The sequence below is a fragment of the Achromobacter sp. GbtcB20 genome (genome assembly GCF_019091095.1).
In the GTDB taxonomy this organism is placed as follows: Bacteria; Pseudomonadota; Gammaproteobacteria; order Burkholderiales; family Burkholderiaceae_B; genus Achromobacter; species Achromobacter mucicolens.
The window spans coordinates 1-20,727 of the sequence record NZ_JAGXJZ010000009.1 but is presented as its reverse complement, the minus strand read 5'-3'; the positions used below and the strand labels follow the sequence as shown (position 1 = coordinate 20,727).

General features: G+C 63.0%; 28 protein-coding genes. 8 read left to right on the top strand and 20 right to left on the bottom strand.

Annotation, left to right across the window (positions count from 1 at the left end):
* Positions 1-10 precede the first annotated feature (10 nt).
* The 6 genes from rpsH to KVT32_RS13570 form a co-directional block, all read right to left on the bottom strand.
* Positions 11-406 (bottom strand): 30S ribosomal protein S8, encoded by a 396-nt coding sequence (rpsH, locus tag KVT32_RS13595; RefSeq protein ID WP_006216525.1) that lies wholly within the window; start codon positions 404-406, stop codon positions 11-13.
* 10 nt (positions 407-416) lie between these two features.
* Positions 417-722, bottom strand: a complete 306-nt coding sequence (gene rpsN / locus KVT32_RS13590) for a 30S ribosomal protein S14 (RefSeq protein WP_006216527.1) — start codon at positions 720-722, stop codon at positions 417-419.
* Between the two features lie 12 nt (positions 723-734).
* On the bottom strand, positions 735-1,274 hold the full coding sequence (gene rplE, locus KVT32_RS13585) for a 50S ribosomal protein L5 (protein ID WP_006216529.1): 540 nt from the start codon (positions 1,272-1,274) through the stop codon (positions 735-737).
* Between the two features lie 12 nt (positions 1,275-1,286).
* Entirely contained in the window at positions 1,287-1,607 is a 321-nt protein-coding gene (rplX, locus tag KVT32_RS13580; protein WP_008168975.1) for a 50S ribosomal protein L24, read from the bottom strand.
* 11 nt (positions 1,608-1,618) lie between these two features.
* Positions 1,619-1,987, bottom strand: coding sequence for a 50S ribosomal protein L14 (rplN, locus tag KVT32_RS13575; protein ID WP_006216531.1), 369 nt, complete (start codon positions 1,985-1,987; stop codon positions 1,619-1,621).
* Positions 1,988-2,330: 343 nt separating this feature from the next.
* Entirely contained in the window at positions 2,331-3,086 is a 756-nt protein-coding gene (locus KVT32_RS13570) for an aspartyl/asparaginyl beta-hydroxylase domain-containing protein (RefSeq protein ID WP_227741323.1), read from the bottom strand.
* Between the two features lie 203 nt (positions 3,087-3,289).
* Here KVT32_RS13570 and KVT32_RS13565 point away from each other — a divergent pair, with 203 nt between their 5' ends.
* Together KVT32_RS13565 and KVT32_RS13560 are read left to right on the top strand one after the other, a co-directional pair.
* Complete coding sequence (locus KVT32_RS13565) at positions 3,290-4,717, top strand: NAD-dependent succinate-semialdehyde dehydrogenase (protein ID WP_056327056.1); 1,428 nt, start codon at positions 3,290-3,292, stop codon at positions 4,715-4,717.
* A 244-nt stretch (positions 4,718-4,961) separates the two neighbouring features.
* On the top strand, positions 4,962-7,133 hold the full coding sequence (locus KVT32_RS13560; RefSeq protein ID WP_217618371.1) for a metallophosphoesterase: 2,172 nt from the start codon (positions 4,962-4,964) through the stop codon (positions 7,131-7,133).
* Between the two features lie 72 nt (positions 7,134-7,205).
* Here KVT32_RS13560 and KVT32_RS13555 read toward each other — a convergent pair whose 3' ends face one another.
* A complete protein-coding gene (locus tag KVT32_RS13555) occupies positions 7,206-8,180 on the bottom strand; it encodes a helix-turn-helix domain-containing protein (RefSeq protein ID WP_152383004.1) in 975 nt (324 codons plus the stop codon).
* A gap of 157 nt (positions 8,181-8,337) precedes the next feature.
* Here KVT32_RS13555 and KVT32_RS13550 point away from each other — a divergent pair, with 157 nt between their 5' ends.
* The 6 genes from KVT32_RS13550 to KVT32_RS13525 are packed head-to-tail and all read left to right on the top strand — an operon-like array spanning position 8,338 to position 14,034.
* Positions 8,338-9,231: an alpha/beta fold hydrolase gene (locus tag KVT32_RS13550; protein ID WP_152383005.1), complete on the top strand. Its 894-nt coding sequence runs from the start codon at positions 8,338-8,340 to the stop codon at positions 9,229-9,231.
* A gap of 15 nt (positions 9,232-9,246) precedes the next feature.
* Positions 9,247-10,419: a substrate-binding domain-containing protein gene (locus KVT32_RS13545; RefSeq protein ID WP_152383006.1), complete on the top strand. Its 1,173-nt coding sequence runs from the start codon at positions 9,247-9,249 to the stop codon at positions 10,417-10,419.
* Positions 10,420-10,431: 12 nt separating this feature from the next.
* Positions 10,432-11,199 carry an ABC transporter ATP-binding protein gene (locus tag KVT32_RS13540; RefSeq protein ID WP_152383007.1) on the top strand — a complete coding sequence of 256 codons (768 nt, stop codon included), beginning with the start codon at positions 10,432-10,434 and terminating at the stop codon, positions 11,197-11,199.
* Positions 11,196-11,948, top strand: coding sequence for an ABC transporter ATP-binding protein (locus KVT32_RS13535; protein WP_152383008.1), 753 nt, complete (start codon positions 11,196-11,198; stop codon positions 11,946-11,948). The genes KVT32_RS13540 and KVT32_RS13535 overlap by 4 nt, the downstream gene beginning before the upstream one ends.
* Positions 11,945-12,955 carry a branched-chain amino acid ABC transporter permease gene (locus KVT32_RS13530; protein WP_152383009.1) on the top strand — a complete coding sequence of 337 codons (1,011 nt, stop codon included), beginning with the start codon at positions 11,945-11,947 and terminating at the stop codon, positions 12,953-12,955. Before KVT32_RS13535 ends, KVT32_RS13530 begins: the two co-directional genes overlap by 4 nt.
* 11 nt (positions 12,956-12,966) lie before the next feature.
* Positions 12,967-14,034, top strand: coding sequence for a branched-chain amino acid ABC transporter permease (locus KVT32_RS13525; RefSeq protein WP_152383010.1), 1,068 nt, complete (start codon positions 12,967-12,969; stop codon positions 14,032-14,034).
* A 73-nt stretch (positions 14,035-14,107) separates the two neighbouring features.
* On the opposite strand, the gene KVT32_RS13520 is transcribed toward KVT32_RS13525, so the two are convergent.
* The 13 genes from KVT32_RS13520 to KVT32_RS13460 all read right to left on the bottom strand — a co-directional run.
* Positions 14,108-14,662: a hypothetical protein gene (locus KVT32_RS13520; protein ID WP_227741324.1), complete on the bottom strand. Its 555-nt coding sequence runs from the start codon at positions 14,660-14,662 to the stop codon at positions 14,108-14,110.
* A gap of 106 nt (positions 14,663-14,768) precedes the next feature.
* Positions 14,769-15,050: a 30S ribosomal protein S17 gene (gene rpsQ / locus KVT32_RS13515; RefSeq protein ID WP_006216549.1), complete on the bottom strand. Its 282-nt coding sequence runs from the start codon at positions 15,048-15,050 to the stop codon at positions 14,769-14,771.
* A 2-nt stretch (positions 15,051-15,052) separates the two neighbouring features.
* The gene (gene rpmC, locus KVT32_RS13510; RefSeq protein ID WP_003806912.1) at positions 15,053-15,244 is read right to left on the bottom strand and encodes a 50S ribosomal protein L29; all 192 of its coding nucleotides are present in this window, start codon (positions 15,242-15,244) and stop codon (positions 15,053-15,055) included.
* Between the two features lie 11 nt (positions 15,245-15,255).
* Positions 15,256-15,672, bottom strand: coding sequence for a 50S ribosomal protein L16 (rplP, locus tag KVT32_RS13505; protein ID WP_006389610.1), 417 nt, complete (start codon positions 15,670-15,672; stop codon positions 15,256-15,258).
* Positions 15,673-15,674: 2 nt separating this feature from the next.
* Positions 15,675-16,466 carry a 30S ribosomal protein S3 gene (gene rpsC, locus KVT32_RS13500; RefSeq protein ID WP_008168950.1) on the bottom strand — a complete coding sequence of 264 codons (792 nt, stop codon included), beginning with the start codon at positions 16,464-16,466 and terminating at the stop codon, positions 15,675-15,677.
* 9 nt (positions 16,467-16,475) lie between these two features.
* Entirely contained in the window at positions 16,476-16,805 is a 330-nt protein-coding gene (gene rplV, locus KVT32_RS13495; RefSeq protein ID WP_006227021.1) for a 50S ribosomal protein L22, read from the bottom strand.
* Between the two features lie 3 nt (positions 16,806-16,808).
* Complete coding sequence (rpsS, locus tag KVT32_RS13490) at positions 16,809-17,084, bottom strand: 30S ribosomal protein S19 (RefSeq protein WP_006216555.1); 276 nt, start codon at positions 17,082-17,084, stop codon at positions 16,809-16,811.
* A 12-nt stretch (positions 17,085-17,096) separates the two neighbouring features.
* Positions 17,097-17,924, bottom strand: coding sequence for a 50S ribosomal protein L2 (gene rplB / locus KVT32_RS13485; protein ID WP_056327037.1), 828 nt, complete (start codon positions 17,922-17,924; stop codon positions 17,097-17,099).
* On the bottom strand, positions 17,925-18,221 hold the full coding sequence (rplW, locus tag KVT32_RS13480; protein WP_006216557.1) for a 50S ribosomal protein L23: 297 nt from the start codon (positions 18,219-18,221) through the stop codon (positions 17,925-17,927).
* Complete coding sequence (rplD, locus tag KVT32_RS13475; protein ID WP_008168948.1) at positions 18,218-18,838, bottom strand: 50S ribosomal protein L4; 621 nt, start codon at positions 18,836-18,838, stop codon at positions 18,218-18,220. The genes rplW and rplD overlap by 4 nt, the downstream gene beginning before the upstream one ends.
* A gap of 4 nt (positions 18,839-18,842) precedes the next feature.
* Positions 18,843-19,532 carry a 50S ribosomal protein L3 gene (gene rplC, locus KVT32_RS13470; protein ID WP_056327035.1) on the bottom strand — a complete coding sequence of 230 codons (690 nt, stop codon included), beginning with the start codon at positions 19,530-19,532 and terminating at the stop codon, positions 18,843-18,845.
* Between the two features lie 417 nt (positions 19,533-19,949).
* Positions 19,950-20,261, bottom strand: a complete 312-nt coding sequence (rpsJ, locus tag KVT32_RS13465; protein ID WP_003806903.1) for a 30S ribosomal protein S10 — start codon at positions 20,259-20,261, stop codon at positions 19,950-19,952.
* A gap of 73 nt (positions 20,262-20,334) precedes the next feature.
* Positions 20,335-20,727: elongation factor Tu (locus tag KVT32_RS13460; RefSeq protein ID WP_217618370.1), on the bottom strand; the 393-nt coding region annotated here is incomplete at its 5' end.

The window sequence follows — 20,727 nt, the reverse complement described above, 5'->3', positions numbered from 1 at the left end:
GAATTTCTCCTTAGGCCACGTAGCACAGCACTTCGCCGCCGACGCCGTTGGCGCGAGCCTTACGGTCGGTCATGACGCCGCGCGAGGTCGAAACGATAGCCACGCCCAGGCCGTTCATGACCTGAGGAATGCTGGTACGGCCCTTGTAGATACGCAGACCAGGACGCGAGACGCGTTCGATGCGCTCGATGACCGGACGGCCAGCGTAGTACTTCAGGGTGATCTCGAGCTCAGGCTTGGCCTGGGTGCCCTTGATTTCAAAGCTGTCGATGTAGCCTTCGTCTTTCAGCACAGCGGCAATAGCCGCCTTCAGCTTCGAGGAGGGCATGCTCACCGTAACTTTGTCCACTTGCTGCGCATTGCGAATGCGGGTCAGCATATCGGCGATGGGATCGCTCATGCTCATATTGTTTCTCCTACCAGCTGGCCTTGGTGATGCCGGGGATTTCACCCTTCATCGCCATTTCACGCAGTTTGTGGCGCGTCAGACCGAACTTGCGGAACACACCGCGAGGACGACCGGTGACCACGCAACGGTTGCGTTGACGCGTCGGGTTGGCATTGCGCGGCAGCTGTTGCAGCTTGAGCCGAGCTTGGTAACGTTCTTCGTCGGTCTTCGACTGGTCGTCGATGATCGCCTTCAACTCAGCGCGCTTGGCAGCGAACTTGTCAGCCAGCTTGGCGCGCTTGATGTCGCGATTGATGAGGGAAAGTTTAGCCACGTCATCAGCCCCTTAGTTACGGAACGGGAAGCTGAAGGCCGTCAACAGCGCCTTGGCTTCTTCGTCGGTCTTCGCGGAGGTGGTGATGCTGATGTTCAGCCCACGCAGCGCGTCGATCTTGTCGTACTCGATTTCGGGGAAAATGATTTGCTCTTTCACCCCGATGTTGTAGTTGCCACGGCCGTCGAACGCACGACCCGAGATACCGCGGAAGTCGCGCACGCGAGGCAGCGCAACCGCCACCAGGCGATCCAGGAATTCGTACATGCGTTGACCACGCAGCGTGACCATGCAACCAATCGGGTAGTTTTCGCGGATCTTGAAACCGGCGATAGCCTTCTTGGTCTTCGTCACGACAGGCTTTTGGCCGGCGATCTTGGTCAGATCCGACACAGCGTGTTCAATGACTTTCTTGTCGGAGACCGCTTCCGAGACACCCATGTTCAGGGTGATCTTGGTGATGCGCGGCACTTCCATGACGCTCTTGTAGCCAAACTTGGCCTGCAGGTCGCCAGCGACCTTGCTCTTGTAGAAATCTTGCAAACGAGACATGTCTATCGCCCCTTACGCCTTGGCGCCGACAACGGCACCATTGGAACGGAACACGCGGACCTTGCGACCTTCGACTTCTTGAACGCCCACGCGGTCGCCACGACCGGTTGCGGGGTTGAAGAGCGCCACATTCGAGATGTGGATCGGCATGGTCTTTTCGACAATCCCGCCCGGGTTGTTAGCCATCGGGTTGGCTTTCACGTGCTTCTTGGCAACATTGACGCCTTCGACCAGGACGTGGTCGGCGCCAACGCGGGCCAGCACGGTACCGCGACGCTTCTTGTCGCGACCGGTCAGGACGATGACTTCGTCGCCTTTACGAATGTTGTTCATCGTAGGGCTCCTTACAGCACTTCCGGGGCCAGCGACACGATCTTCATGAACTTCTCGGTACGCAGTTCACGCGTAACGGGTCCGAAGATGCGGGTGCCGATAGGCTCCAGCTTGGCGTTGAGCAACACGGCGGCATTGCCACCGAAACGAATCAGCGAACCGTCTTTACGGCGCACGCCCTTGGCGGTACGAACCACCACGGCATTGTAAATTTCGCCTTTCTTGACGCGTCCGCGCGGAGCCGCATCTTTGACGCTCACCTTGATGATGTCGCCGATACCGGCATAACGGCGCTTGGAGCCACCGAGCACCTTAATGCACATGACATGACGCGCACCAGTGTTATCGGCCACGTCCAGCGTGGTCTGCATTTGGATCATGATTTTTCCTGTTCCAACTTAACTGGAAATACGGTTTTCCCAACAAGGGAACACTGCAATTCCTGCCAGTTTTGGTCCCGTCAGGTCAGCCGCCCTGCTTTTATGTCGGCAAGTCCGTAACTACTTGGACCAGCAACCGGTTGGCAACGCAACGACCCTGGGTTGAAATCCTGCGGGTATTCCCCCCGACGCGCTCATCTAGCCTTCGGCTTCGATGAATCGACAATCTGGGAAAGCTGATAATTCTAACGTGGTTAATTTTTGAGCGCAAGCACTTTGTTGGGATTGCGCACAAAAGACCACGCCCCCTGTCAAGGGGGTCGGTTTGGCGGGCCATCCGCCCCTATTTCTGGCGGTAGTAGCCCTTCTCCCAGGCGTCATGATTGGCCTTGCCGCGACGGATTTCGTCCGTGAACGGCGCAGCCATGAGCACCAGGCGATTCATCCATTTTACAGGAGCGCGGCAAGGACGCTCGAAGTCCACGAAAAGCACGGCCCGCAAACCGTCGGTGTCGTTGTGCACCTGATGGGGATACAGGTCGTCGAAGACAACAGCCTGGCCTTCGCGCCAGCTATAGCGTTCCCCGCCCACCTCGATCCAGCACTGCTCGGGCGGCTCGGGGACGACCAGGCCCAGGTGCAGGCGCAACACACCGTTGTACGGCCCCGTGTGCAGCGGAATGCGCTTGCCGGCCTCGAGGATGGAGAAGAAGGCGGTGCGGATGCCCGGAATGTCCTGCAGCGCGCGGGCAGTATCCGGGCAGCGCGCAAGATTGCGTTCGGAGCGCAGGCCGTAGCCCATGAAGACGAAGGTCTTCCATTGGTCGTCGGACGTGATCATGCCCACGTCCGGTGAAATCTGATGGAAGGCAGGCAAGGCCTGGCGGTCGGCCAAGAGGCCGGTCAGTTCGGCGCGGATGGCGGGCGCCCGCGCTTCGAGGGCCGCAATCCAGGGGAACTGGCTGTTCTGGAATATGGGTTTGTCGCCCACCAGCGAGGCCTGCGCGATGCGCTGGCGCAGCCAGTCGATGAAACCGAAAAACACCCGGGAGTACAGGCTGGGATGGGTGGCCGGGCGCGCATCGACGGGTTGCACCATAGGTAAACGAAAAGACAGCCGAAGATTCCCTATTTTTGCCTCTGGCGATGCGCGCGCGCAAGCGTGCGATGAGCCCAATGGCCCCAAGCTCACATCGGGGATTGGCTCCGTTTGACCGGGACAAGCTGGTTTAGACTGCCGTGGGCAGCAGCAGCCGCTGCTCCTTTCCGCTACCCATTCCTATTTCGCAAGGAACGACAGGCATGTATGAACAGTTGGCGCTGTATATCGACGGCGAATTCGTCGCCGGCGAGGGCAGGCGCACCCAGGACGTCATCAACCCGGCCACGCTCGAGGTGCTCGGTCAGCTGCCCCACGCCACGCAAGCGGATCTGGATCGCGCCCTTGCCGCCGCCCAGCGCGCTTTCGAATCGTGGAAGAAATCCTCGCCCATGGACCGCTCGGCGATCCTGCGCAAGGTCGCCACGCTGTCGCGAGAGCGCGCCCAGGAGATCGGCCGCAACATGACGCTGGATCAGGGCAAGCCGCTGGCCGAAGCCGTGGGCGAAGTCACCTCCTGCGCCGAACACGCCGATTGGCACGCCGAGGAATGCCGGCGCATCTACGGCCGCGTTATCCAGCCGCGCAATCCCGACGTCCGCCAGATCGTGGTGCGCGAGCCCATCGGCGTCTGCGCCGCCTTCACGCCCTGGAACTTCCCGTACAACCAGGCCATCCGCAAGATCGCCGCCGCCATCGGCGCCGGCTGCACGGTCGTGCTCAAGGGGCCCGAGGATTCGCCCAGCGCGGTCATGGCCATTGCGCGCATGTTCCACGACGCCGGTCTGCCCAAGGGCTGCCTGAACATCGTCTGGGGCGAGCCCGCCATGATCTCGGACTACCTGATCCGTTCGCCGATCGTGCGCAAGGTGTCGTTCACTGGCTCCGTGCCGGTAGGCAAGCAGCTTGCGGCGCTGGCCGGCGCGCACATGAAACGCGTCACCATGGAACTGGGCGGCCATTCGCCCGTGCTCGTGTTCGACGACGCGGACATCGACCGCGCGGCCGAGATGCTGGCCAAGTTCAAGGTGCGCAACGCCGGCCAGGTCTGCGTGTCGCCCACCCGCTTCTATGTGCAGGACGGTGCGTACGAGCAGTTCCTTGCACGGTTCTCGGAAGTGCTCAAGAACATCAAGGTGGGCGACGGCCTGGAAGCCGGCACCGAGATGGGGCCGCTCGCCCATGAGCGCCGCGTGCCCGCCATGAGCGCCTTCATCGACGACGCCAAGAAGCACGGCGCGAAGGTGGTGGTCGGCGGCGGTCCGCTGGATCGCAAGGGTTTCTTCTTTGCGCCCACCGTGGTCACGGACCTGCCCGACAACGCCATGCTGATGACCGAGGAGCCCTTCGGTCCGGTCGCACCCGTGGTTCGTTTCAGCGACACCGATGAGGTGCTGCGCCGCGCCAACAGCCTGCCGTTCGGCCTGTCTTCGTATGTGTTCACGAACTCGCTGAAGACCGCGACCAAGGTCTCCAACGGCCTGGAAGCCGGCATGGTCAACATCAACCACTTCGGCAGCGCCCTGGCCGAGACGCCCTTCGGCGGCATCAAGGACAGCGGCATCGGCAGCGAAGGCGGCACGGAAACCTTCGAAGGCTACCTGGTCACGAAGTTCATCACGCACGTCTGATCCTGCGACTGCCGCATCGCAAAGCCCCGCACCTGATGTGCGGGGCTTTCTTTTGCCTGTCGCGTGACGCGGACCGGTTCGGCATTCATGACGTTGTCATGCGGGTCAGTGAGCATTGGGCCCGCTTACAAGTCGCTGACCCAAAAAACCGACCCAGGCAGCTGACCTGCGGCTGCCGGCCCGGCATGACCAACACCCCTGCCCGAACGCCGCCGCACCGAACTATCCAGGATATCCAAGCCCGATGACGCTTCGCCCTTACCGCCCCGTCCGCACCGCAGCCTCGCTGCTGCTCGTTGCCCTACTCGCCGCATGCGGCGGCGACAAGGACGACGACAACACGATGCCGCCCGTTGCGGAGACGCCGCCCCCGACCGAAACGCCCGCGCAGCCGCCCGCCCCCGTGCAGGTTGCATTCATGCCCGACATCCACTTCCATGACGTCTACGCGGACTTCAAGGATGGCTCGTTCCCCGGCATTCCAAACCCGAAGGCCGGCGACAACGCGACCATCCGCACGATGTACGCGCAACTGACGTCCACGCGTCTGTTCAACGAGAACTACTTTGCGTTCCTGGCCGCGCTGGACGATGCCGCAAAGCGCGGCGTGAAGTACATCGCGCTGCCGGGCGACTTCTCGGACGACGGCCAGCCTGTGCACATGCGCGGCCTGGTCAAGATCATGGATGACTATTCGAAGAAGCACGGCATCCAGTTCTTCGCCGCACCAGGCAACCACGATCCCAACCGCCCCTTCAACCAGCCGGCCGGCAAGAGCGACTATCTTGGCCTGGATCCCGTGACGGGCGCGATCGGTTTCTCGCAACCGATCTACAGCCGCGGCGCCAATGTGTGCAACACGGCCTACAGCGGCGACTGGACGCGGATCGGCAATACGTACTGCACCGAGGAAGTGCTGCACATGGGCTACTCGGGCATCACGGCCGCGCTCGAGCAGCACGGCTTCATGCCCCAGCCGCAGAACGTGTACTACGAGACGCCTTACAGCACCTACAAGTACGAAGACTACGACTACGCGACCGCGGCGGCGCAAGCCAACTGGATCAACCGCCAGTACGAGATCTGTGCCGAAGGCACGGGCGGCCCGAACAAGCCGCAGAACTACACGCTGTGCAAGATGGTGCCCGACACGTCCTACGTGGTCGAACCCGTCAAGGGCGTGTGGCTGGTGGGCCTGGACGCCAACGTCTATGTGCCCACGGGCCCCGGCGCAAACGACTTCACCGGTTCGGGCGACCAGGGCTACAACAAGATGCTGACCCACAAGACCCACGTCATCAAGTGGCTGGCCGACGTGGTCGCGCGCGGCAAGGCGCAGGGCAAGCAGGTCATCGCCTTCAGCCACTTCCCGATGTCCGAGTTCTTCAATGGCGCCTCCGACGACATCGAGGCGCTGCTGGGCGCCAACAAGATGCAGATGATCCGCCGCCCCGCGGAGAACACCACCCGCGCGCTGGCCGAGACCGGCTTGAAGGTGCACGTGGGCGGCCACATGCACTTCAATGACATGGCCTTGCGCAACTACGGCGGCGAACACGCGCTCTTCAACATCCAGGCGCCCTCCATGGCGGCCTACGTGCCCGCGTACAAACTCATGACGCTGCAAAGCGCCGACGAGATCGAAGTGCAGACCATCCGTCTGGATGAGGTGCCGCGCTTTGATGAACTGTTCGACCTCTACCGCGCCGAAAACGCCTACACCGTGCCGCCGCGATGGGACGTGTCGATCCTGGACGCCAAGGACTACGGCGACTTCACGTATCGCTACATGAGCGAGCTGGTGCGCCTGCGTCTGCTCAACGACGACTGGCGCTGCGAAATGCGCGAACTGGTCAAGAGCCCGTTGACCGGCGCAGACCTGCTGGCGTTGTCCCAGTTGCAGACGACGGTGACACTGAAGGAACTGGCAAACACCGGCAACCAGAACAACCTGACGCCCGCGTTCTTCGCGTGCCTGTCTGATGGCGGCGGCAGTGGCGCGAGCAATGCGGCCTATGCCACGGATGCGGCCAACGCCCAGACGCGCGCACAAGCCCTGGCCCAGGCCAACGGCATGCAGCTGTCGGACTTCGCGCAGTGGACGGCGCTGGAAATGGCAGGCGACTTCGTGCGCCTTGCCAATGCGGGCGATCTGGCGTTCACGGACATTCCGGCGCAGCGCGCCAGCCAGTACAAACTGCTGGCCCAGGCGCTTGACCAGACCAACGCCGCCGTGCAGATGAACGGCAACAACGTCAGCAACGCCAACACGCCGGCCGATCTGTTCAAGGCGCGCTTCAAGCCGTTGATGGCGATCATGCTGAAGCTGGCAAACGGCTCCCCGTCCGAGCACATCCGCCTGGACCTGACCACCAACAGCATCGTCAACCTGTCCAACCAGCCTTCGCCGTTCTAAGCGGGTTTCACCTGCCCTGAAAGGCCAACGGCCCGCTGATCCAGCGGGCCGTTGTGCATTGGCGATTCGTGCTCAATCCTGGGTGGCACGGCCGCCTGCCCGCAGATCCCGGGGCGTCACGCCAAAGCGCTGCTTGAACAGCCGGCTGAAATGCGAAGGGTGGGAAAATCCCACCTGATACGCCAGCTCGGCGATGCCGCGATGACGATGCCGCGCGTCCAGGAGCAGTTCGCGGCATCGGTCCAGCCGCTGCTCGAAGATGAATGACTCCACGGACAGTCCACCCGCGCGCAGGATGCGGTGCAGATAGGCGACGGAAACGCCGCAGCCCTGCGCCACCCGCGAGGGCGACAGATCCGGATCGGCGAGGTGCTGGCGGATGTAAGCCAGCACGCGCGCGCGATGCGCCACCGTGACGCTGCTGTCCGCCTCCGACACCTGCCCGTGTCCGGGCTGCACCAGAAAGAGCACGATGAGATCGATCAACCGCTCGCCCAGTTCGGCCGCTTCGGTATCGGACCAGCCTTCCATGCCCTTGAACAGGTGATCCATGTAGCCGGCCAGGAGCGCACCGCGCGGCGATCCGTCGTCGGTGCGCAGCTTGTAGAAGGCGCCGATGCGCGAATCCCGCTGCGACAAGGCGCTACGGGGAAACGAGACGCTCAGGCTTCGATAGCCCGTCGCGCCGTTGGCGGTGGCCTGGTAGGGCAGGCTCTGGTTCATCAGGTATACGCAACCCGGTTCCACCTGGAATTCCCGGCCCTGCTGACGCACCGCCAGCGGACCGGCCAGCGGCAGGCCAAACGTGTAGAACTCCTGGTTCAGCCGCGACACATTGCCCGCGGTGCGTTCCAACCGCTGGCCCTGGTAATGCAGGTCGTTGAATTGCAGGCTGGCGCGGCGCGCGTAGCGGACGTGGCCCGCAAACTGACCGGCTTTGCCGCCGTGCACCTCGAACGGCCCGAAGGCATCGGCCAGCGCGGCGCGCCACTGATCGCGCCGGTCGGCGCCGGCGCTGGCCGAAATGGCGAATTCCGTATCTGGCATGGCACGTCTCCTGGTGCACGGGCGCGCAATTTGATCTTGCGTCTACATATTGTTGACTCACCCTGCTGTGGGGTGGACGGCGCATTGTGGGCGCGCGTGTCGCAAGTCTATATTCAGCCCGATAAGCACACAACCTGGCCAACCCGGGAGGAGACCCATGGACGAGGCAGGGACGGCGGGCGCGCCCCCCACGCCGGCGTCGCGCTATCTGCGCTGCGCGGGGCGCGAGCTGCACTACACCGAATGGGGCCATGCCGAAGCGCCCCCCATCATCATGTGGCACGGCCTGGCCCGCACGGGCCGCGACTTCGACGAACTGGCGCGGGCCCTTGCCGGCGACTACCGCGTCATCTGTCCCGATGCGATCGGCCGAGGCCTGTCGCAATGGAGTCCCGATCCGGTGGCCGAATACCGGCTCGACTTCTACGCCACGCTGGCGCGCGCATTGGTGGACGGTCTGTCGCTCACGCGTGTGCGCTGGGTGGGAACCTCCATGGGCGGCGCCACGGGCATGCACGCCGCAGCAACCACATTGCGCGATCGCATTTCGCACCTGGTCGTCAACGACATCGGACCGGAACTGCCACAGCCAGCCATCGAGCGCATCCTGGCGTATGCCGGCAACCCGCCCGCCTTCGACACGGTGACGGAACTGGAAGCCTGGCTGCGCGCCGCCTACAAGCCCTACGGCTGGCAGAGCGACGAACAATGGCGCCGCATGACCGAGACCTCCGTGCGCCGTCTGCCCGATGGCAAGGTCACCGCCCACTACGACCCGGCCATCGTCGGCCAATTCAGCCATCATCCCCATGACTACGACCGGTGGGCGGGATACGACACGCTGCGCATGCCGACCCTGCTGCTGCGCGGCGCCGATTCGGACCTGCTGCTGCCGGAGGTCGCGCACGCCATGACGCAGCGCGGTCCCCGCGCGCACCGCATCGACTTTCCCGGCTGCGGTCACGCCCCCGCCCTGAATGTGGCATCCCAGATAGACCCCATCCGCCAATTCCTTGCCGCACCGGACGACACGGCCACGCGCGCCCACTGATACCAGGAGACTTCCATGAAACGCATTTTGCTCGCCGCAATGGCCAGCCTGTGCATGAGTTCCGCGCTAGCGGCAAAGGACTTCGTTGTCGCGCATGTCTATGACAAGACCGGCCCGCTGGAGGCCTACGCCAAGCAGACGCAGAACGGGCTGATGCTGGGACTCGAGTACGCCACGCAGGGCACCATGACGGTGGCCGGGCGCAAGATCCGCGTCATCGAGAAGGACAACCAGGGCAAGCCCGACGTCGCCCGCGCGCAGCTGGCGTCCGCCTATGCCGACGACAACGCCGACATCGCCGTGGGTCCCACGTCGTCAGGCGTGGCGCTGGCCATGCTGCCCATCGCCGAGGAATACGAAAAGATCCTGCTCGTGGAGCCGGCGGTGGCGGACTCGATCACCGGCGAAAAATGGAACAGGTACATCTTCCGCACCGGCCGCAATTCCTCGCAGGACGCCATCGCGAACGCCGTGGCATTCGACCAGGAAGGCACGTCGATCGCGATGCTGGCGCAGGACTACGCCTTTGGCCGCGACGGTGTGAAGGCATTCAAGGGCGCGCTCAAGAATGCCAAGATCGTGCACGAGGAATACCTGCCCGCCAACGCGACGGACTTCACCGCAGGCGCGCAGCGGCTGTTCGATGCGCTCAAGGACAAGCCCGGCCGCAAGATCATCTTCATCCTGTGGGCCGGCGCCGGCAACCCGTTCAAGATCGCCGATCTGGATCCCAAGCGTTACGGCATCGAGATCGCGACGGGCGGCAACACGCTGACAGCCATGACGCCGCTCAAGTCGCTGGCGGGCATGGAAGGCGCCACCTATTACTACTACGGCATCCCCAAGAACCCGGTCAACGACTGGCTAGTGGCCGAGCACCAGAAACGATTCGGCCAGCCGCCCGACTTCTTCACGGCCGGCGGCATGGCATCGGGCATCGCCATCGTCGCCGCCTTGAACAAGACAGGCGGCAAGTCGGACACCGACACGCTGATCAAGGCGATGGAGGGCATGAGCTTTGACACGCCCAAGGGCAAGATGACCTTCCGGCCGGAGGACCATCAGGCCATGCAGTCGATGTACCACTTCCGGATCAAGAACGACCCGTCGGTGCCGTGGGCGGTACAGGACCTGGTCAAGGAAATCACGCCGGACCAGATGGCCGTTCCCATCCAGAACAAGCGCTGATGCCCCGCACTCATGCTTGAGACCCAATCGCTAACGGTGCGGTTCGGCGGCCACGTGGCGGTCAACGATGTCAGCTGCGCCTACGCGCCCGGAACCTTGACCGCCATCGTCGGCCCGAACGGCGCTGGCAAGACGACGTACTTCAACCTGATCTCGGGCCAGCTACGCGCCAGCGCCGGAACCGTAGCATTGAACGGACGAGACCTGACCACGCTGTCGGCCCCGGCGCGCATGCACGCGGGGCTGGGACGCGCGTTTCAGCTCACACAGCTCTTCCCCCGGCTGAGCGTTCACGAGAACGTGCGGCTGGCGCAGCAGTCGCGGCAGCAGGGCATGGGGTGGCGCCACATCCGGTTCTGGCGCACGTGGCGCGACGATCGCGGCCTCATGGATCGCGCCGACGCGCTGCTCGAGCGAACGCGGCTCGCGGCGCGCCGCGACCAGCCCGCCGCCGACCTGCCGCATGGCGATCAGCGCAAGCTTGAAATCGCCATGCTCATCGCACTGGAACCGGCGGTGTTCATGTTCGACGAACCCACCGCCGGCATGAGCGTGGATGATGTGCCCATCGTGCTGGACCTCATCCGCGAACTGAAGGCTGACGCGTCCAAGACGATCCTGCTCGTCGAACACAAGATGGACGTCGTGCGCGAACTGGCCGACCGGATCGTCGTGCTGCACAACGGCCGGCTGATGGCCGATGGCGACCCGGCCACCGTGATCGCATCGCCGATCGTGCAGCAGGCCTACCTCGGCATCAGCGCGCCGGAGGCATCATGACCGTGCAGCCGCTTCTGGAACTGAAGGACGTCCATACGCACATCGGCGCGTATCACATCCTGCACGGCGTAAACCTGTCGGTGCCGGCGTCTGCCGTGACAATGCTGCTCGGGCGCAATGGAGCGGGCAAGACAACGACGCTGCGCACCATCATGGGACTGTGGCGCGCGACGCAGGGCCAGGTCTGCCTGGACGGCACACCAATCGGCGGTCCTGGCACGCGCACCTCTCCGCCCGACATGGCCCGCATGGGCATGGCGTACGTGCCCGAAAACATGGGCATTTTCGGCGACCTGTCCGTGAAGGAGAACGTCCTTCTGGCCGCGCGCATGGCCAGGAATGCCGCGCAACTGGACACCGCGCGGCTGGAATGGATCTTCGGGTTCTTTCCCGCGCTGAAGAAGTTCTGGCTGCATCCGGCCGGCAAGCTGTCGGGCGGACAAAAGCAGATGCTGGCAATGGCGCGCGCGATCATCGAACCCCGGCGCCTGCTGCTGGTCGACGAACCCAGCAAGGGCCTGGCGCCCGCCATCATCCAGAACATGATCGACGCGTGCATCGAACTCAAGCAGTCCAGCACCACCATCCTGCTGGTCGAACAGAACTTCAACTTCGCCCGCCGCGTTGGCGACTTCGCGGCGATCATGGACAACGGCCAGGTCGTGCACGCGGGCACGATGGCCGAGTTGGCCGACGACGAGGCGCTGCAGACGCGCCTCTTGGGCCTGTCATTGGGAAGCCATCAATGAGCACGCTGGACATCGAAGCTCCCCTGCCCCGCGCGCGCGCGGATCTCATGCCCGTGCTGCTGGTGCTGGCGCTGGCCGCGATCGCGCTGCCGCTGGTCGGTTCGTTTTCCACCTGGGTGACGCTCACCTTCGCCGGCCTGGCAATGGGCATGATCATCTTCATCGTGGCGTCGGGCATGACGCTCGTCTTCGGGCTGATGGACGTGCTGAACTTCGGGCATGGCCTTTTCATCGCGATCGGCGCCTACATGGCGGCCACCGTGCTCGGTTCCATGGCGGATTGGACGCAGTCGGGCAGCCTGTGGACCAATCTGGCCGCGGTGCTGCCGGCCATGATCGTGGGCATGCTGGTGGCGGGCGCGGTCGGCTTTGCCTTCGAGCGCGTGATCGTGCGCCCGGTTTACGGTCAGCACCTCAAGCAGATCCTCATCACCATGGGCGGCATGATCATCGGCGAAGAGATCATCAAGATGATGTGGGGACCGCAGGCGATCACGCTGCCCCTGCCGGAATCGTTGCGCGGCGCATTCCTGCTGGGCGACGCCGCCATCGAGAAATACCGCGTCGTCGCGCTGGCGGTGGGCCTCATCGTGCTGGGCGGCATGCTGTGGGTGCTTAACCGCACCAAGCTTGGCCTGCTGATCCGCGCCGGCGTCGAGGACCGCGAAATGGTCGAAAGCCTGGGTTACCGGATCCGGCATCTGTTTGTCGGCGTGTTCGTCGCCGGCTCGATGCTGGCCGGCCTGGGCGGCGTGCTGTGGGGGATGTATCAGCAGTCGATCGTGCCGCAGCTGGGCGCACAGGTGAACGTGCTGATCTTCATCGTCATCATGATCGGCGGCCTGGGTTCCACCGTGGGTTGCCTGATCGGCGCGTTGCTGGTCGGGTTGATGGCCAACTACACGGGCTTTCTGATGCCCAAGGCCGCCCTGTTCTCGAACATCGCGCTGATGGTCGCCATTTTGTTGTGGCGGCCGCAAGGCGTGTATCCCGTCACCAACCGCTAGGAGCCGCCGACATGTCGTTTCGTCTGCTTTCCGGCGATCCTCCGCGCAGCGCGATCCTGGCGCTGCTGCTTGTTGCAATCGTGGCCGCGCTGGCCGCAGCGCCCTTCCTGTTCCCCGGTCCCAAGGCGCTGGCGGTCGCGGCGAAGGTCCTGGTCTTCATCGTCCTGGTTGCGAGCTACGACCTGTTATTGGGTTACACCGGCATCGTCAGCTTCGCGCACACCATGTTCTTCGGCATCGGCGCGTATGGCGTGGCGATCGCCAGCATACGCATGGAACCGGGATGGACCGCGGTGCTTGCCGGCACCGCCGCCGGCCTGGCGGTGTCGCTCGCCTTTGCGTTGGTGATCGGTCTGGCCAGCCTGCGCGTGCGCGCCATCTTTTACGCGATGATCACCCTGGCGGTTGCCGCGGCGTTTCAAACGCTGGTATCGCAGCTATCTGAACTGACGGGCGGCGAGGACGGCTTGAACTTCAAGGTCCCGCATATGCTGCGGCCCGCGTTTCGCCCGTTGTCCGAGCCCCTGTTCGGCGTCACCGTGGACGGGCGGATCATCACCTACTACCTGATTGCAGCGGTCTGCGTGGTGCTGTTCCTGATGCTGCTGCGCATCGTGAACTCGCCCTTTGGCCGCGTGCTGCAAGCCATCCGCGAAAACCCCTTTCGCGCCGAGGCGATCGGCTATCGCACCGTGCTCTACCGCAGCCTCTCGAACCTGCTTGCGGCCGCGTTCGCGACGCTGGCGGGCGCGTTGTACGCGCTCTGGCTGCGCTACAACGGCCCTGATACGACGCTGTCGTTCGAGATCATGCTCAACATCCTGCTGATGGTGGTGATTGGCGGGATGGGCACGATGTACGGCGCGGTGGTCGGCGCCACCCTGTTCGTGTTCGCCCAGAGCTACCTGCAGGACGGCCTGCACGCCGTGCACGAGGTCGTCTCCGGCATCCCGCCGCTGGCGCTCTTGTTCGAGCCGGATCGCTGGCTGCTGTGGCTTGGGATTCTGTTCGTGCTGTCGGTGTACTACTTTCCGACCGGTGTCGCCGGAAGGCTCAGGGAGCTTGCAAGACGCACGTAGCGCGCAGGTGATCGCGCGCTTGCGGTACGACTTACTTGCGGTACCCCGGCGCTTGTCCTGACCCAGGCCCAGGCTATTTGCCCCCCTGCCTCAGCGCGTCGGCCTCCCGTCTCAGTCCGTCGACGCGCCGCTGCATGTCGTCGACGCTGCGTCGGGTCTCGCTGCGCTGCTGATCCAGTTGCGAACCGGAAGGCGCGGGTAGCAACTGCGGCACATTCATGGGACGCCCGGAAGTCAGGGGAATCATCGCGGGCGGATGGGAATCGGCGCCCGGCGGCGGCGCGTTCAGCACGCGTTCCAGAACCTTGAGCTGGTCGCGCTGCGCCTGCAGCCCGCGTTCCTGATCCAGCAAGGCCCGCTCATCAGGGTCATCGGTGCCAAAGATGGCAGCATGGTCGCGGGATCTGCCGTCCAGTTCCACCCGAGGGTCCGGTCCGGCGTTCAGCAGCTGCTGGCCGAGCGTCGTGGCGTCCGTCGGGGATGGCGACGGCTTCGGAGACGGTGTCGGCGGCGGCAGGTCGGGCTGCACGGGCGCGGCGAGCTCCTGCGCCATCGCCGCGTCGGCGGTCATGACCATCCAGCACAGGGCCGCACCGGCAAGCCGGGCTGATTTGCTGACGCTGAGCATGCTTACTTTCAGGTTTCCCAGATGCGAGACATAAAAAAACGGCAAGGGTTTTGGCCCTTGCCGTTTTATATCAGAACGGCGAACCGTTCCGAGGTGCAGCTTTCACTTAGATGATACGTGCAGCTTCAACCAGACGCACCACGCGCCACGACTTCGAGCGCGAGATGGGACGGCCTTCAGCGATTTCAACCGTATCGCCTTCGTTGTACTGGTTCGATTCATCGTGCGCCTTGTACTTCGCGGAACGCATGATGATCTTGCCGAAGATGGGGTGCTTGACGCGGCGCTCAACCAGAACGACGACAGTCTTGTCCATCTTGTTGCTGACGACCTTGCCAACCAGCGTGCGCTGGCGCTTGGCCACTTGGGTGTTTTGAGTTTCGCTCATCTTTATTTCCCTGCCTTCTCGGTCAGCAAGGTGCGGACGCGAGCGATGTCGCGGCGCACGTTGCGCAGCTGGCTGGTGTTGGCCAGTTGCTGCGTGGCTTTCTGCATGCGCAGACCGAATTGTGCCTTCAGCAGGCTTTCGAGCTCTTTGCCGAGCTCGGCGGCGTCTTTCGAACGGAGTTCGCTAGCTTTCATGTTAGTACTCCTTAAGCACCGATATGACGCGCGACGAACGTGGTCGAAATCGGCAGCTTGGCAGCGGCCAGGCGGAAAGCTTCACGCGCGAGCTCTTCGCTAACCCCTTCCATTTCGTAGAGCACCTTGCCGGGCTGGATTTCAGCAACCCAGTACTCCGGGTTGCCCTTACCGTTACCCATACGGACTTCGGCAGGCTTCTGCGAGATGGGCTTATCCGGGAAAATGCGAATCCAGATACGGCCGCCACGCTTGATATGACGATTGATGGCGCGACGAGCAGCTTCGATCTGACGAGCGGTCAGACGGCCACGGCCGGTAGCCTTCAGGCCGAACTCGCCGAACGACACGTGGGTACCACGGGTCGCCAGACCGGTGTTGCGGCCCTTCTGCTCTTTGCGATACTTTCTGCGGGAGGGTTGCAGCATGGTTATTCTCCTTCAGGCGCCGGAGCAGCATCCGCCTTGCGGGGAGCGCGGCCACGACCACCCGGACGACCGGTGCGAGCACCGTCCGGACGATCGCCACGCGGAGCGCGGCGCGGACGACGTTCTTCTTCACGCGGGGCTGCGGTTTCCGGCGGCAATTCGCCGTTAGCCAGCATGTCGCCCTTGTAGACCCAGACCTTGATGCCGATCACGCCGTACGTGGTGTGGGCTTCGGAGGTGCCGTAGTCAATGTTGGCCTTGAGGGTGTGCAGCGGCACACGGCCTTCGCGATACCACTCGGTGCGAGCAATTTCGATACCGTTCAGACGGCCCGAGCTCATGATCTTGATGCCTTGGGCACCCAGACGCATGGCGTTCTGCATCGCGCGCTTCATGGCGCGGCGGAACATGATGCGCTTCTCGAGCTGTTGCGAGATCGAGTCGGCGATCAGTTGAGCATCGGTTTCCGGCTTGCGGATTTCTTCGATGTTGACGTGCACGGGCACGCCCATCAGACGCTGCAGATCAGCCTTCAGGCTTTCGATGTCTTCGCCGCGCTTGCCGATCACCACGCCCGGACGAGCCGAGTAGACGGTGATGCGGGCATTCTTGGCGGGACGCTCGATGATCACGCGACCAACGGAGGCGCTCTTGAGCTTCTTCTTCAGGTACTCGCGAACGCGAATGTCTTCGGCCAGCATCGAGCCGAAGGCCTTGTCGTCGGCGAACCAACGCGAGGACCAATTACGGGTGACCGCGAGACGGAACCCAGTGGGGTGAATTTTCTGACCCATCGTGACTCCTTAAGCTCCGACCTTGACCGTGATGTGGCAGGTCTGCTTCTCGATACGGTTGCCGCGGCCCTTGGCGCGAGCGGAGAAGCGCTTCATCGACTGAGCCTTGTCCACAAAAATCGTGGTGACTTTCAGTTCGTCGATGTCGGCGCCGTCGTTGTGCTCGGCGTTGGCGATGGCGGACTCGACAGCCTTCTTCAGGATGACGGCAGCCTTCTTCGGCGAGAAGGTGAGGATTTCCAGGGCACGGCCGACCTTCTGGCCACGGATCAGGTCCGCAACCAAACGGGTCTTCTGTGCGGAGATGTGAACCCCACGGATAATGGCAGTAGTTTCCATCGCTTACCTCTTCGCCTTCTTGTCCGCGGCGTGACCCTTGAACGTACGGGTCAGCGCGAACTCGCCCAGCTTGTGACCGACCATGTTCTCGTTGATGTACACGGGAACATGCTGCTTGCCGTTGTGCACAGCGATCGTCAGACCGATGAACTCGGGCAGGATCGTGGAACGACGCGACCAGGTCTTGATCGGCTTCTTGTCTTTGCCCGCGACGGCCGTGTCCACCTTTTTGATCAGGTGAGCATCGACAAACGGGCCTTTCTTGATCGAACGTGACATAGTGTTCGCCTCTTACTTGCGCTTGCGCCGTTGGACGATCATATTGTTCGTCCGCTTGTTGCGACGGGTCTTGTAACCCTTCGACGGAGTGCCCCACGGGCTGACCGGCTCGCGTGCTTCACCGGTACGGCCTTCACCGCCACCGTGCGGGTGATCCACCGGGTTCATGGCAACGCCACGAACGGTCGGGCGGACACCGCGCCAACGCATTGCACCGGCCTTGCCGATTTGGCGCAGGCTGTGTTCTTCGTTACCGACTTCACCGATGGTGGCGCGGCATTCGATGTGCACACGGCGGACTTCACCCGAGCGCAGACGCACCTGAGCGTAGATGCCTTCGCGAGCCAGCAGGACGGCGGAAGCGCCGGCCGAGCGGACCATCTGGGCACCCTTGCCGGGGAGCATTTCGACGCAGTGGATCGTCGTACCGACCGGGATATTGCGGATCGGCAGCGTGTTGCCAGCGCGGATCGGAGCATCGGTGCCCGACAGCACGGTCGCACCGACTTCCAGGCCACGGGGAGCGATGATGTAACGACGTTCGCCGTCGGCGTAGCACAGCAGAGCGATGTGCGCCGTACGGTTGGGGTCATATTCCAGACGCTCGACCTTTGCCGGGATGCCGTCCTTATCGCGACGGAAGTCGACGATACGGTAGTGCTGCTTGTGACCACCGCCACGATGACGGATCGTGATGTGACCGTTGTTGTTACGGCCAGAACCACGAGTCTTCTTTTCGAGCAGCGGCGCGTAGGGCTCACCCTTGTGCAGGTTCGGGCTGACAACCTTCACCATGCCACGGCGGCCAGCCGAAGTCGGCTTAACTTTTACGAGGGCCATTTACTTCACCTCCGCAAAGTCGATTTCCTGGCCGTCCTTGAGCGAGACGTAGGCCTTGCGCTCATTGCGGCGGCGGCCAACGAATCGGCCAAAGCGCTTGACTTTGCCCTTACGGTTGAGGACCTGCACGGACTCGACCTGCACCTTGAAGAGCAGTTCGACGGCAGCCTTGATTTCCGGCTTGGTAGCGTCAGCCACGACACGGAAAGCGACTTGCTGATTCTTCTCAGCGACGAACGTGGCCTTTTCGGTCACGATCGGAGCCAGAATGACTTGCATCAAGCGTTCAGCGTTCATCCCAGCATCTCCTCGAGTTGAGCGATGGCCGGCTTGGTGATCAGCACTTTCTTGTAGTGGACCAGCGACAACGGATCGGCATAACGGGGCTCGACAACGGCAACGTGCGGCAGGTTGCGGGTGGCGAGGTAAACATTTTCATCGACGCTGTCGGTGATGATCAGGACCGAGTCCAGACCCAGGCTCTTCAGCTTTGCAGCGGCTGCCTTGGTCTTGGGCGATTCCAGATCAAACGATTCAACGACGGCGATGCGGTCTTCGCGAGCGAGCTGCGACAGGATCGAACGGATCCCGGCGCGGTACATCTTCTTGTTGACCTTCTGGCTGAAGTTCTCTTCGGGCGAGTTCGGGAAAGTCCGACCACCGCCACGCCACAGCGGCGACGAAGTCATACCGGCGCGAGCGCGGCCGGTACCCTTTTGACGCCAGGGCTTCTTGGTGGAGTGCTTGACTTCCGTACGGTCCTTCTGAGCACGATTGCCGGAGCGCGCGTTGGCTTGGAAAGCCACGACGATCTGGTGAATCAGCGCTTCGTTGAAGTCACGGCCGAAGATCGTGTCGGGCGCGCTGAACGTAGCAGCGGCCTGACCTTGGTCGTTCAGGAGCTTGAGATCCATTTACTTACGCTCCCTTCTTGGCCGGGGCCTTGATGGCCGGGCGCACAACGATGTCGGCGCCAGCGTGGCCGGGGACAGCGCCCTTGACCAGCAGCAGGCCGCGCTCAACGTCAACGCGAACGACGTCGAGGTTTTGAACGGTGCGGGTGACGTCACCCAGGTGACCAGCCATGCGCTTACCCGGGAAAATACGACCCGGATCCTGAGCTTGACCAATCGAGCCGGGAACGCGGTGCGAACGGGAGTTACCGTGCGACGCGCGCTGCGAACCGAAGTTGTGACGCTTGATGGTACCGGCAAAGCCCTTACCAATCGTCGTGCCCGTGACGTCGACCTGTTGGCCGGCTTCGAACACGGATTCCACGGCGATCACGGAACCGGCCGAAAATTCAGCGGCGCGAGCGGGATCAAGGCGGAATTCTTTGAGGATGCTACCGGCTTCAGCGCCGGCTTTGGCGTAGTGGCCCGTTTGCGGCTGAGCCACACGCGAGGCGCGACGAGTGCCATAAGCCACCTGGATAGCGGCGTAGCCGTCGGTTTCCAGCGACTTAACTTGGGTCACGCGGTTGTTGGACACGTCCAGCACGGTCACCGGGATGGATTCACCTTCCTCGGTAAAAATGCGGGTCATGCCGACCTTGCGACCCACCAGCCCCAGCCGGTGAGCGGCGGGCGTGGGTGTCGAATTCGACATCGTTTTCTCCATTCCCGACTGCGATTGGTCGGGGCTAATCAGGCAAAAGGTAACGGCCTTTGCCCTACGACTATGTTCAACCTGGACTTGGCGCGCCGTCCTCGAACTGCAGGGCGGTTTTCGCTTTATCCATAGTTAGACTTGCCACAAAATGGCAAGCTTCGCATATTAGCATGTTTTTTCTAAGCGGCACAAGCACTTAGCGGATTCAAGGCATGCCGCGGTGGGCATTTTTGCGACGGTTTGCGCGCCCGGAGCTGCGGCCAGGTACGCGCATGGCCTGGGGGCGCACATTGCACGAGAGTGAGCGCCTGCTCACTTGGACCTCAGGAGCCGCAAAACAAAATGGCCGCATTCCCGAAGGAGTGCGGCCATTTTTGACGAACCTGCCGGCGAAGGTAGCAGGCTCGGAGCGTCTTACTGCAACGCGATTTCGACGTCGACGCCGGCCGGCAGGTCCAGACGCATCAGGGCGTCAACGGTCTTGTCGGTGGGATCAACGATGTCCATCAGGCGCTGATGGGTACGGATTTCGAACTGGTCACGCGACGTCTTGTTGACGTGCGGCGAACGCAGGACGTCATAGCGACGGATACGCGTGGGCAGCGGCACCGGACCGCGGACGACAGCGCCCGTGCGCTTGGCGGTGTCGACGATTTCGGCGGCCGATTGATCGATCAGCTTGTAATCGAAGGCTTTCAAGCGGATGCGGATCTTTTGGTTTTTCATGGCGTTTCCTAAAGAACGAGATGCGAGGGCGGGATCACGCCCTCGCTGGTTGGGTGCTGCTCAGTAGATCCGATTACTTCAGGATCTTGGCGACGACGCCGGCGCCGACGGTACGACCGCCTTCACGGATGGCGAAACGCAGACCTTCTTCCATGGCGATCGGGGCCAGCAGCTTGACGGTCATCGTCACGTTGTCGCCCGGCAGAACCATTTCCTTGTCGGCCGGCAGGTCGATCGTGCCCGTCACGTCCGTCGTGCGGAAGTAGAACTGGGGACGATAGCCGTTGAAGAACGGGGTGTGGCGGCCGCCTTCTTCCTTGGACAGGATGTACACCTCGGACGTGAAGTCCGTGTGCGGGGTGATCGAGCCCGGCTTGGCCAGAACCTGACCGCGCTGGACGTCTTCACGCTTGGTGCCGCGCAGCAGGATGCCCACGTTGTCGCCAGCTTGACCTTGGTCCAGCAG

Coding starts and splice junctions, on each gene's coding strand:
- rpsH (WP_006216525.1), bottom strand. CDS start 406: ATGAGCATGAGCGATCCCATCGCCGATATGCTGACCCGCATTCGCAAT.
- rplE (WP_006216529.1), bottom strand. CDS start 1,274: ATGTCTCGTTTGCAAGATTTCTACAAGAGCAAGGTCGCTGGCGACCTG.
- rplX (WP_008168975.1), bottom strand. CDS start 1,607: ATGAACAACATTCGTAAAGGCGACGAAGTCATCGTCCTGACCGGTCGC.
- rplN (WP_006216531.1), bottom strand. CDS start 1,987: ATGATCCAAATGCAGACCACGCTGGACGTGGCCGATAACACTGGTGCG.
- KVT32_RS13570 (WP_227741323.1), bottom strand. CDS start 3,086: ATGGTGCAACCCGTCGATGCGCGCCCGGCCACCCATCCCAGCCTGTAC.
- KVT32_RS13565 (WP_056327056.1), top strand. CDS start 3,290: ATGTATGAACAGTTGGCGCTGTATATCGACGGCGAATTCGTCGCCGGC.
- KVT32_RS13560 (WP_217618371.1), top strand. CDS start 4,962: ATGACGCTTCGCCCTTACCGCCCCGTCCGCACCGCAGCCTCGCTGCTG.
- KVT32_RS13555 (WP_152383004.1), bottom strand. CDS start 8,180: ATGCCAGATACGGAATTCGCCATTTCGGCCAGCGCCGGCGCCGACCGG.
- KVT32_RS13550 (WP_152383005.1), top strand. CDS start 8,338: ATGGACGAGGCAGGGACGGCGGGCGCGCCCCCCACGCCGGCGTCGCGC.
- KVT32_RS13545 (WP_152383006.1), top strand. CDS start 9,247: ATGAAACGCATTTTGCTCGCCGCAATGGCCAGCCTGTGCATGAGTTCC.
- KVT32_RS13540 (WP_152383007.1), top strand. CDS start 10,432: ATGCTTGAGACCCAATCGCTAACGGTGCGGTTCGGCGGCCACGTGGCG.
- KVT32_RS13535 (WP_152383008.1), top strand. CDS start 11,196: ATGACCGTGCAGCCGCTTCTGGAACTGAAGGACGTCCATACGCACATC.
- KVT32_RS13530 (WP_152383009.1), top strand. CDS start 11,945: ATGAGCACGCTGGACATCGAAGCTCCCCTGCCCCGCGCGCGCGCGGAT.
- KVT32_RS13525 (WP_152383010.1), top strand. CDS start 12,967: ATGTCGTTTCGTCTGCTTTCCGGCGATCCTCCGCGCAGCGCGATCCTG.
- KVT32_RS13520 (WP_227741324.1), bottom strand. CDS start 14,662: ATGCTCAGCGTCAGCAAATCAGCCCGGCTTGCCGGTGCGGCCCTGTGC.
- rpsQ (WP_006216549.1), bottom strand. CDS start 15,050: ATGAGCGAAACTCAAAACACCCAAGTGGCCAAGCGCCAGCGCACGCTG.
- rpmC (WP_003806912.1), bottom strand. CDS start 15,244: ATGAAAGCTAGCGAACTCCGTTCGAAAGACGCCGCCGAGCTCGGCAAA.
- rplP (WP_006389610.1), bottom strand. CDS start 15,672: ATGCTGCAACCCTCCCGCAGAAAGTATCGCAAAGAGCAGAAGGGCCGC.
- rpsC (WP_008168950.1), bottom strand. CDS start 16,466: ATGGGTCAGAAAATTCACCCCACTGGGTTCCGTCTCGCGGTCACCCGT.
- rplV (WP_006227021.1), bottom strand. CDS start 16,805: ATGGAAACTACTGCCATTATCCGTGGGGTTCACATCTCCGCACAGAAG.
- rpsS (WP_006216555.1), bottom strand. CDS start 17,084: ATGTCACGTTCGATCAAGAAAGGCCCGTTTGTCGATGCTCACCTGATC.
- rplB (WP_056327037.1), bottom strand. CDS start 17,924: ATGGCCCTCGTAAAAGTTAAGCCGACTTCGGCTGGCCGCCGTGGCATG.
- rplW (WP_006216557.1), bottom strand. CDS start 18,221: ATGAACGCTGAACGCTTGATGCAAGTCATTCTGGCTCCGATCGTGACC.
- rplD (WP_008168948.1), bottom strand. CDS start 18,838: ATGGATCTCAAGCTCCTGAACGACCAAGGTCAGGCCGCTGCTACGTTC.
- rplC (WP_056327035.1), bottom strand. CDS start 19,532: ATGTCGAATTCGACACCCACGCCCGCCGCTCACCGGCTGGGGCTGGTG.
- rpsJ (WP_003806903.1), bottom strand. CDS start 20,261: ATGAAAAACCAAAAGATCCGCATCCGCTTGAAAGCCTTCGATTACAAG.